This is a genomic window from Pedobacter ghigonis (assembly GCF_903166585.1).
GTDB classification, from domain to species: Bacteria; Bacteroidota; Bacteroidia; order Sphingobacteriales; family Sphingobacteriaceae; genus Pedobacter; species Pedobacter ghigonis.
The window spans coordinates 288,490-298,942 of sequence record NZ_CAESCM010000006.1 but is presented as its reverse complement, the minus strand read 5'-3'; the positions used below and the strand labels follow the sequence as shown (position 1 = coordinate 298,942).

The 10,453-nt window shown below is 40.0% G+C and carries 9 protein-coding genes; all 9 read right to left on the bottom strand.

What is annotated here, in order from left to right:
* Window positions 1-164: 164 nt before the first annotated feature.
* On the bottom strand, window positions 165-3,224 hold the full coding sequence (locus HWV58_RS11615) for an efflux RND transporter permease subunit (protein WP_175634245.1): 3,060 nt from the start codon (window positions 3,222-3,224) through the stop codon (window positions 165-167).
* 152 nt (window positions 3,225-3,376) lie between these two features.
* Window positions 3,377-4,429 carry an efflux RND transporter periplasmic adaptor subunit gene (locus HWV58_RS11610; RefSeq protein WP_175634244.1) on the bottom strand — a complete coding sequence of 351 codons (1,053 nt, stop codon included), beginning with the start codon at window positions 4,427-4,429 and terminating at the stop codon, window positions 3,377-3,379.
* A 4-nt stretch (window positions 4,430-4,433) separates the two neighbouring features.
* Window positions 4,434-5,795 carry a TolC family protein gene (locus tag HWV58_RS11605; protein ID WP_175634243.1) on the bottom strand — a complete coding sequence of 454 codons (1,362 nt, stop codon included), beginning with the start codon at window positions 5,793-5,795 and terminating at the stop codon, window positions 4,434-4,436.
* A gap of 22 nt (window positions 5,796-5,817) precedes the next feature.
* A complete protein-coding gene (locus tag HWV58_RS11600) occupies window positions 5,818-6,456 on the bottom strand; it encodes a TetR/AcrR family transcriptional regulator (protein ID WP_175634242.1) in 639 nt (212 codons plus the stop codon).
* Between the two features lie 235 nt (window positions 6,457-6,691).
* A complete protein-coding gene (locus HWV58_RS11595; RefSeq protein ID WP_175634241.1) occupies window positions 6,692-7,300 on the bottom strand; it encodes a CPBP family glutamic-type intramembrane protease in 609 nt (202 codons plus the stop codon).
* A 101-nt stretch (window positions 7,301-7,401) separates the two neighbouring features.
* Complete coding sequence (locus HWV58_RS11590; RefSeq protein ID WP_175634240.1) at window positions 7,402-7,542, bottom strand: bacteriocin; 141 nt, start codon at window positions 7,540-7,542, stop codon at window positions 7,402-7,404.
* A 6-nt stretch (window positions 7,543-7,548) separates the two neighbouring features.
* Window positions 7,549-7,731 (bottom strand): hypothetical protein, encoded by a 183-nt coding sequence (locus HWV58_RS11585; protein WP_175634239.1) that lies wholly within the window; start codon window positions 7,729-7,731, stop codon window positions 7,549-7,551.
* A 90-nt stretch (window positions 7,732-7,821) separates the two neighbouring features.
* Complete coding sequence (locus HWV58_RS11580; protein ID WP_175634238.1) at window positions 7,822-8,130, bottom strand: HTH domain-containing protein; 309 nt, start codon at window positions 8,128-8,130, stop codon at window positions 7,822-7,824.
* 41 nt (window positions 8,131-8,171) lie between these two features.
* Window positions 8,172-10,382 carry a peptidase domain-containing ABC transporter gene (locus tag HWV58_RS11575; protein ID WP_175634237.1) on the bottom strand — a complete coding sequence of 737 codons (2,211 nt, stop codon included), beginning with the start codon at window positions 10,380-10,382 and terminating at the stop codon, window positions 8,172-8,174.
* Window positions 10,383-10,453 lie beyond the last annotated feature (71 nt).

The window sequence follows — 10,453 nt, the reverse complement described above, 5'->3', positions numbered from 1 at the left end:
TAAACTTATAGCATCTTCTAAAATCCCAATAAAACCAGATAGAAGCTTTGTCAGGATAACATTTAAAAAAAGGAAAAACAGGCTTCACCAAACATATAAATAGCTTAAGTTAATAGCATTGGTGTCCTCACCGACCGCCCAAAAAGATCAGCTTATCGTCAGCGTTAAACTTCTTCTTTAGCCTCTACCCTTGGTGGCATTAATTTATAAACCACTGGTGTTACAATCCGTGATAGTAAAGTAGAACTGATTAAACCACCAATCATAACTATTGCCAGCGGCGAAATAAGCGGATTGCTTGACAGTGCAATAGGTAACAAACCTCCAATGGCTGTAAATGTAGTTAAGATAATCGGCAGGAACCTGATTTCGCCTGCTTCTTCGATAGCCTGGTTTAGAGGCATTCCCTCACTGCGCAACTGATTGGTAAAATCGACCAGTAAAATGGTATTTTTCACTTCGATACCTGCCAAAGCCACAATACCGATGGTAGCCACAAATGATAACGAATTACCCGTAACCATAAGTGCCACTACTGCCCCCACGATACCCAGCGGAATAACCGAAAGTACAATAAGCGTACTTTTAAAAGTTTTAAACTCGAGCACCAGCACAGCAATAAAAAGGAAGAGGGTAACCAGCAAGATGCTGCCAAAACCACCGAACGACTGGTTTCGGCTTTCTATTTCACCACCCATTTCAAAGGTGTAACCCTCAGGCAGTTTCAGGTTTTTCATTTGCTCTTCTACATCCTGGATCACTTTATCGTTCAGAAAACCTTTTTGTACAAAGGCATTAACCGAAATGGTGCGGGTTTTATTGTAGTGATTAATGCTCAAAGGGGAAGTTTCGAGCTTTAAAGAAGCCACCTGCAGCAAGGGAATCGATGTACCCTGGTTATTGTTGATGTATAGGTTATTAAAAACCGTTAAATCTGGATAAGAAGGCCTTTTTGTGGTAAGCAGAATATTGTAATCATCGCCATTAGATTTGGGATTGATGAATTTCCCTACTTCTAAACCAGCCACAGCCATGCGCACAGTCCGGTCGATATTAACTGTCGGAATACCCAGTGCCTGTGCTTTATCTTTATTGATATCGACTTTAATATCAGATTTTAAATTTTTGAGCGGGTTGTTTACATAAATGGTTCCGGCGGTTTTAAGCAGCATGTTTTCGACGCGGCCACCAACACTCCTTAACGTATCTAAATTATCGCCCAGCAAACGCACCTCAACCGGTGAAATAATGGGTTGCCCTTGCTCAAAGTCTTTAACCTCTACCTTTGCACCCGGATAAGGTGTCCATTTTTTACGCAACATTTCGATAATTTCGATCTTTCGGTCGGATTTGATATCGGGCTGCAGCAACACAAAAAGCTCCGAAAAGTCGGTTCTTTCATTTTGTGGCAACACATTGTAATAAATCCGCGGATTACCTTTCCCAACATTCGAGGCAAAATACTTTACTTCAGGAATCTTTTTCAGCTCCTTTTCTATCGCTTTGGTAACCGAATCGGTATAATTCAGGTTCGATTGCAGCGGTGTAGAGATGTTGATTAAAAACTGCGGTTTTTCTGAGGCCGGGAATAAACTGAAACCTATAACCGGAATAAGCATAATCGACCCTGCAAAAATAGCCAGGGCTATAACAATGGTTAAAATTGGTTTCGCCAAAGCCTTATCCAGCAATTTCGAATACGAGCCATGGATAATTTTCTGCAAAGTGCGCAGGAAAATATTACCATTGGCATCAGCATGTGGTTTTAACAATTTGCTTGATAAAAAGGGTACCACTGTTAAGGCCACCAGCATTGAGGCAATAACCGAACAAATTACGGCTACGGGTAAACTTCTGATAAATTCGCCCGATGCTTCGGGTAAAAACATCAAAGGCATAAAAGCAATAATCAACGTTGCTGTACAGCCCATTACCGCCATACCAATTTGTTTGGTGGCTTTCAGCGTCGCATCAAGCCGGCTATGGCCATCCCGCATCCAGCGCTCAATGTTTTCAACCACCACAATACTATCATCAACCAATAAACCCAGCGATACCACCAGGCCTACAATACTCAGTTGATTTAAACTAAAGCCTAGTACACTTAGCAAAACCACACCGATTGCCAATGATAGCGGGATAGAAACCATCACTACGATAGAAGCCCTTGTACCCAAAGGTAAAAGTGTAACCAAAACCAATAAAATAGCAATCATGAAATCTGTTCCCAGTCCCCCTAAGCGACTGTTTACATTATCGGCCTGATCGAACATTAACTGCTGGTCGATATTGGCTGGCAGGGTTTTCTTAAATTTCTCGATTACCGGTAAATAAGCTTTCTGTGCAGCAGTAATGTTTCCACCCGATTTTTGCGCAGCCACTACAAAAACACAACGGTGACCATTTAAACGGGTAATGTCTTTTTCCTGCGAATAATCGAAATACACATCAGCTACATCTTTTAAGGCCGTATTTTTTCCGTTACCACTAAAAACAACGGTGTTTTTAATTTCATCGATATTCTGATAGTTACCACTGGTTTTAATGTTGAATGATTTAGTACCCGCATTTACGCTTCCACCGGGAATATTGGCCACCTCGCTTTGAATGGCATTGGCAATAAAAGTAACCGGAATATGCAGTTGCGCCAGCTTTTCGAGGTCCAAATCTACCCGCACCAGCTGATCGGGCAAACCCATAATTTCTACATTTTTTAAAAAGGGTATTTTCTCCAGTTCTGACTGCAAATCTTCTGCTTTGGTTTTCAGCTTATCGCGCGATGCATTTTCAGAAACCAATGCAATCTGCAAAACATTTACATCTGAGGGCGAAACCTTTTGCACTTCCATGCTGTAAATTTCCTGAGGGAGATTTGCCCGCTCACTGTTCACTTCGCGCACCAGCTCCTGGTATTTATCGTCGACATTTACCGCATATTTATATTCAACAAAAAGTACAGCCAGGCCATCACGAATGGTGGTTTTAATGGTCTTGATATCATCTAAGCCATAAATAGTTTTCTCTAAAGGCTTTACCACCAATTCCTCCATATCCTTCGGACTAGCCCCAGGATATACCACCACCACGGGATAGTTTGGCGCATTCATATCGGGATCTTCCGATCGTGGCATATTGAATATTGTGGTAATACCCAGCGCCAAAACCATGAGCACCATGATCAGGGTAAACTGGTAATTTTTTACAGCGTATTCTGATATTTTCATCTTCTTAGCTATGATGTGTATATTATTTCCTTCGGGGTGATTACACGGATTGAATGATTACACCGATCTGGGGTGCTTCTTTTTAGCTTTCAGCTTTAGTTCTTAGTCTTTCGGATCAATCTGCTTTAATCTTAGGTCTTTCTGCTTTACGCTTACTTCACCACTTTAATCTTAGAACCATCTGTTAAATAGGCGCTGCCCGAAACAATTAAGCCTGCTGCATTTTCTAAACCGCCACTAATGGTGATTTTGTCATTCTGAATAGCACCTAGTTGAACCTTTACTTTTTGGGCGGTTTTATTGTCGTTTGTAATAAAAACATAACCTTCATTTTCACCACCATCTAAAAGTGCATCGTAAGGAATGGTATAACCGCTACTTGTTTTGGTTGGGATAATGGTAGCCTTACCGAATAAGCCTGCGGCAAGTCCCTGAATTTTCGAATCGTTTAAGCTTAGCTCTACGCCAAAAGTTCCGCTTTGCGGATCGATGCCCTCTGCCTTGCGACTTACTTTTGCACTTAGCGTTTGGTTCGGCAGTGCATCGGTAGTAATGGTAGCGCCATCGCCCATTTTTAAAGCTGCCCACTGCACATCGCTCAAACCAACTTTTAAAATCCATTTGCTTTGTTTTGCTCCGTTTATCTGTAATATCGGCGTTCCGGGGCCTACTACCTGACCATCGTTAGCCAATTTTTTAAGCACAAAACCACTGCTGGTTGCCCTGATTTCGGAATAGTTTTGATTGAATTTTACTGCATCCAATTGTTGTTTAGCTACCTGTAATGCTGTTTTGGCATTTTGCATCTGCTCTAAAGTAGCCACGCTATCTTTATACAGTTTGCTTGCCCGGTTGTAATCGCGTTCGGCCTTTTGATATGATAAATTTACCTGCTGAACCTGGGCCGAAATTTCGGTCTGGTTCACAGTAGCCAGTAATTGTCCCTGGCGCACAGCATCGCCCTCTTTTACCATAATCCGGTTAATAATACCCCCGTTTTTAAATGATAGAAAAGTTTCGTCGTTGGTGGTAAACTGTCCCGAAGCTGCAATCGCATGACTTGCATCTTCTACCTTTAACGGCATTACCTTTACCGGTACGGTATCCTGGTTACCAACACTGGCAGCATCGGTTTTATGGTTGCCGCAAGCACTTATGGTAAAACCTGCAGCAAGCAGGGCTGAGTAAATAAATATCTTCTTCATAAAATTAATTTATTGAATAGGTTGCGGTTTCGCGTTCAACATCGGCCATTGCCGATAAAACTTTATACCTGTTTATGTTTACTAAAAGTTGGGCCGAAGTATATTGGTTACGGGCATCGATGGTTTCGATAAAAGAATTGGTACCTGCCTTATATCCTTTTTCAATGAGGCGTTGGTAACTCGATGCTGCCTCGAACTGTTTGAGCGAAGATTGGTAGGTTTGGTATACTGCCTTTAGGTTATTTTGCGCTGTTTTGGCCGAAAGGTTTAATTGTTGGGCTACCAGACTGGCATTCAGCTCGGCATTTTTAAGATCAAGATTGCTTTGTTTGATTTTAAAATTGTTGCGGTTTCCGGTAAAAATCGGAATATCGAGCTGCAAACCAATCATGTAATAACGGGTATTATCGTTAAAGTGAAAACCTTCCGACTGCGAGCCTAAATCCACAAAACCACCCAGTTTCGGCACTGCAAACTGCCTGTTCATTTTAAGTGCAGTTTTATTGATGTTAATCAGTTGATCTAAAGCTTTTAATTCTTCTCTCCCACCGGTTACCGATAAATCAGCAATTAGTGCGGTAGCTTTATTCAAATCGACCTGGTTATCAAAATTCGCATCAATATTTTCGTTTGCCTCGCGGTTTAAGAGGAAATTAAAATACATGCGGGCATTAACTACCTGCTGCTGGGCCGAAACCAATTGGGCATTCACATTTTCGACTTCACTTTTCGAACGCAGAACATAGGCTGGTAAACCTTTTCCCCCATCAAGCAGTTTTTCGTTTACCCGTAGGCCTTCATTGGCCAGCTGCAAACCCGATTTATAAATATCAACCGCCTGCAAAGCATTCTGGTAATTGTAATAGGCAGTTTTAATGCTCCGCACCAAATCGCGTTTGTATATCTGCACTTCAAATTCCTGTAAGCTTACCTGCTGGGCCGAAATCTGTTTATTAAAACCTAAATCGGTATTAATAATGGGCACCGTTGTACGCACTTTAGCATCATAATAATTCTTCGGCAGGAAGTTGATGCTCTGGTTTTCCATCAAAGGAAAATTGTTGGTAGCCGTTAATTTATTCAATGAAGAATAAACCGGATTCAACAAATCGCCAAGTGGTAAGGGAATGTTACGGCCACCATCGGCAGTAGACCAGGTGGTAGAAAAAGCAACAGTCGGGAGATATAAACTCCTGGCCGTTTTTAACGCCAGCTGGGCCTTATCTAACGAAATATTTTTCTGCTGCAAAACGATATTGTTTTTAAAAGCTTCTGCCACATAAGCATCCAGCAACTGTTGGGCATTTGCCGTCGAACCCAAAACCGTAACCGAGAAAAGCAGCAAACCAAATAACTTTGTCCTCATAATTAACAGTGTTAATATATTATTATTTTAAACTATTCAACATGGCAATAAAGCCATCAAAAGTTTTCTCCAGCCAATCACCTTCCTCCAGTATATGTGCTTTGGTTGTAGCCATGTGATCGAGGTGCCCCTGCAATTTTAAACTGCATAAGCCATGCATTAGCGACCATACATTAAGCGCAAAAGTGGTGGTATCGAAACTGGTAAAGTAGCCCGCAGCCTTGCATTGGTCAACCGTCATAATCAATGCGGTAAACGCCTGCTCACCCTCTTCCCATTCTTCATCATGACAGTGTGCCTTAACAAATTCGATGGGTTCTTTCATGATAAACATGAGCTCATAAAAGTCGGGATTATTTAAAGCAAAGCTCATGTAAACACGCCCCATAGCTTTTAATCGTTCAAAAGGCTCGCTCACATGCTGCAAAACCCCAAATTGAGAACCCAATAATTTAAAGCCCTCCTGATGCAGAGCATACATAATATCAGCCTTGTCTTTATAGTACAGGTAAATGGTAGTTGGACTGAATTCTATTTTCTCCGCAATCTTCCTGATTGAGGTAGCCTCATAGCCATCCTTTAAAAAAAGTTCCTTCGCCGCGTCCAAAATCCGCTGACGTAAATCCTCCTTATGCTTCTCCTTACGCTCTTTTATTCCCATGATAAAATAATTACACCGCAAACATAATTAACACTGTTAATAAAATGAAATTATTTTACATTTTTTTTTATTGGAGCTCTTATTTAACAAGTCATTGAGAAAATAAAAAAGCGTGTTCGGTTTAAGAACACGCTGCCTTTTGTTATATACTTTAAAAGAAATATTTCCGCACAAAAAATCGTGAAAAATTTAATTCAGGTAAAAGCGCGAAAGATTACGATATGAAAAAGAAATTTTACCGGTTCAGAAAATAGCTGATGGTTGGCAATAAATTAAACATAAAGTGCAACAAAATACACCAGATTAATCCATTTTTTATCCGAAGGTAGCCTAAAAAGAAACCAACAATAACCTGATGAAGCGCAAAGAGGGGGGCTATAAAAATCAGGTTTTCAGGTACCAGGCTTAAAAAGTTAGCTACATGCAATAATCCAAATACAACAGTTAGGCTGTAAAAGTAAACACCAAAATATTTATTCAAAAGCCGTGAAAGGAATTGCTCCTTTAAACTAAATACAACTGCAAAGCTGACAGTAACAAAAACCGAAAATCTGAATAATTCCCTTAGCGTAATTATAGTGGTAAGAGATTTATGCGATAAGTAGAATAATGAATAGGCCGCTATCATCGCAATAAAGATATTCTGCTTTGATATTTTAAGCGGCAATCTGAATATCAATTCTTCAACAATAGGTGCAAAAACCAGAAAAAAAATAACTTTTTTTTCACCTGATGCCAATTTTTGCACATGATTAATTGCTTCTAAAAATGAAAAACCTGCAGTTGATTTGATCAGAAGGTCGGTTAACGAAACAAAAACATAATTAATAAACAGCGCTAACATGGCATAGCCTAAAACAACAAATAACTCCTTTAGCGATTGACTAAAGGAGTTATCTTGTTTAAGTTGATATACTGGATTTTTAAAAAAACTGTATAACACTGTTATTTCTTGAAAAAAGTAGCCCAAACAATTAAAGCTTTACCTACCCAGTGACCTACTGCGTAGCCAATATCCTCCGGGGTTTTCTCTTCCTGACCACCATTAATGCTGATCAGTTCTTTTTTAGTTAGTTCGCTTATCATGATAAATTAGTTAAATATTGCATCGTAAACCCCTTTAAAAAACCCTTTGTAAAATGCACCGTCTGCTTTTGAGCGATCGTATACCAATCCATACCCTCCGGCATCGTACCCCATTCCACCATTGTTTTCCATCATTTCTTTTGTGTCCAGTTCCTGAACAGCTACCATTTCTAAATTTAAATTTTTCATAATTTAGTTGTTATTTTTTAAATACCTACTCTTTAAAGGCTTTTCGGTTTTCGCCTTTGTTGCAACATTACTAAATTACCCTTGCCCACTCTACAAAAAAAGTAGCGGGTAATTTTCCTGAACAAAATATCCGGCATTTATTTTTAATGTTTCCTGCTGGCTTAACAAAACGAAATCAGCCTTTATTTGCACCTCAAATGGCTGTTGGTAATAGTAGGTTTGTAACTGTCGCGAGTACTCTATAGGAGCTCCCATAAGTTTCAATTCATCGAGTACAACATATAACCTGGAAGTGGATATCGATAGTCTCCGGGCTAAATTATCAGGTGTTCCTGTCCGGCTTTCTCTTATTAACTTATGCATGATTTTAATCCGGTCGATATATTCTAATAACTTCATAGTGGGATGGGGATAATTTAAAGGCTTTTGTATTTATAAAATCAATTGGGTTCAATGTGGGCATTTTTCATCGCCAAAGAAGGGGTTATTAAACCTGCTAAATCATCTTCACCAAACTGTTGTCTCCACAAATTGGCGTAATGTTTATTGGCAACAAGCATTTCGTTATGCACGCCTTCTTCTACCACCTTCCCTTTATCCAAAACGATAATCTTATCCGCTTTTTTAATGGTTGTTAATCGATGGGCAATGATGATAATTGTTTTATTTTGTTTTCTTAACAGGTCTATCGTGCGCTGCACATATTGCTCTGAAGCCGAATCCAGCGAGGATGTAGCTTCGTCCAGAATTAAAATCTCAGGGTTACGGTATAGTGCACGCGCAATGGCAATCCTTTGCTTTTGTCCACCAGATAGTGAAGCCCCATTTTCGCCCAGGTAAGTTTGAAATCCTTCAGGCAATGCTTCAATAAAATCCAAAATGCCCAGTTGTGTACAAATACTAACAATCTGCTGCATATTAGGGGCATAATCTCCAATTGCAATATTTTCGATTACATTGCCGGCAAAAAGATCAATCTTTTGCGGTACTACACTTAAGAGGTTTCTTAACGATGCATTGTTTAGGTACTTCAGCGAATTAATACCGATAAATATATTGCCCGATTGGATGGGATAAATATTTTGAAGTAAAGCCATCAGCGTAGATTTACCAGATCCGCTCTCCCCTATTATTGCGGTAAAACTACCGGCTTTAATATTCAGGTTCAGATTTTCAAATACATTTACCCGACTGCCATACCGGAAAGCCACCTGCTCAAAACGGATATCGCCCATTAACTCCCTGGTAAGGTGAATGCTCGATGAATTTTGTTCAATCTCCAGGTCCATAATTTCGAACAAGCGATCAGATGCAATCATGGCATCCTGTATCGACTTATTTGCACCAATTAATGAAGTAGCCGGACTTGTAAAGTAACCAATGAGCGTATAAAAAGAGAATAACTCGCCCGGAGTAATTTCTCCGTCCAATACATAACCTGCACCAACCCAAAGCAACACAATGGTTAGCATCCGGGCAATAATTTCGGTAGAAGTACCTGAAAAGACTGAGTTTAATCCGGATTTGTAAATTGTTCTGAGCAAGCCAATAAAATGTGCTTCTGTTTTCTCGTTCGTAAACCTCTCGAGCCCGAACCTTTTCACAGTACCTACATTATTCAAACCTTCTACCAGCTGCGATTCTAAATCAGCCGATTCTTCCATGAGCTTGCGTTGTATTTTCTTATTCAGCTTGTTGCTAATTAAATAAACCAGCAGATATAAAGGGATTAAAGCCAGCATAATTAAGGCCAATTTCCAATAGTAACTGAACATTAAAACAAAAGAAAATACAACAATAAAGCCGTTTACCACCAGATTAACAGCAACATCGTTAATAAAAGCCCTGATTTTAACTGCATCGTTCACCCTCGAAATAATTTCGCCAACACGCATCGTATCAAAAAACTGTTGCGGGAGTTTTAAAAGATGCTTGTAATAACCCAATATTAACCGTGCATCTATTTGCTGTCCGGTACGAATGGTAAAAATAGTTTTGGCAGTACCAATAAACAATTGCAGGGCCAGGATGGCTACCATTATGATACTCATTAGGTTGAGCAGGTTGCGGTTTCCTTCTACCAACACATGATCGGTTATTTTTTGAACGAATATAGACGTAGATAAACCAAGGATGGTATAAATTAAGGCTCCGAAAAGGGCCTGAACAACAACACCCTTATGTGGCTTGATGAGATTCCAAAAGCGGCTGCCTGTATTTACCTTTTCGTTACCTTGTTTAAATCCTTCATCGGGTAACAACAACACCAATACACCTGTCCACTCACTGGTAAAATCATCGGTATTTTTGCGATGCATTTTACCATCACCCGGATCCATTATTTCGATGTACTTATCCGTTACCTTATAAACTACCACATAATGTTGCAATTGCCTTTTAACCACTACGTGTGCTATGGCCGGTAACGGGATTTTAGCCAGACTATCAGGCGTACCTTTTACTCCCCTGGCCTCAAAACCAAGTTTGTTCGCTGCTTCTATTAATCCTAAAACATTGGTTCCTTTTTGATCGGTACTGGCCAATTGGCGAATGCGGGCAACTGGCATTTTCAATTTATAAAATGCAGAAACTGATGCCAGACAGGCTGCACCACAATCGGTAATATCGCGTTGTTTAATTAGGGTTGACATTTTTAGGTATGAGCGTAAAATTTAAGCAGTGAGGGATGGGGAGCGGGAACTGAATTACGATGTATTTTTTG

Coding starts and splice junctions, on each gene's coding strand:
- HWV58_RS11595 (WP_175634241.1), bottom strand. CDS start 7,300: ATGTTAGCGCTGTTTATTAATTATGTTTTTGTTTCGTTAACCGACCTT.
- HWV58_RS11615 (WP_175634245.1), bottom strand. CDS start 3,224: ATGAAAATATCAGAATACGCTGTAAAAAATTACCAGTTTACCCTGATC.
- HWV58_RS11590 (WP_175634240.1), bottom strand. CDS start 7,542: ATGATAAGCGAACTAACTAAAAAAGAACTGATCAGCATTAATGGTGGT.
- HWV58_RS11580 (WP_175634238.1), bottom strand. CDS start 8,130: ATGAAGTTATTAGAATATATCGACCGGATTAAAATCATGCATAAGTTA.
- HWV58_RS11610 (WP_175634244.1), bottom strand. CDS start 4,429: ATGAAGAAGATATTTATTTACTCAGCCCTGCTTGCTGCAGGTTTTACC.
- HWV58_RS11585 (WP_175634239.1), bottom strand. CDS start 7,731: ATGAAAAATTTAAATTTAGAAATGGTAGCTGTTCAGGAACTGGACACA.
- HWV58_RS11605 (WP_175634243.1), bottom strand. CDS start 5,795: ATGAGGACAAAGTTATTTGGTTTGCTGCTTTTCTCGGTTACGGTTTTG.
- HWV58_RS11575 (WP_175634237.1), bottom strand. CDS start 10,382: ATGTCAACCCTAATTAAACAACGCGATATTACCGATTGTGGTGCAGCC.
- HWV58_RS11600 (WP_175634242.1), bottom strand. CDS start 6,456: ATGGGAATAAAAGAGCGTAAGGAGAAGCATAAGGAGGATTTACGTCAG.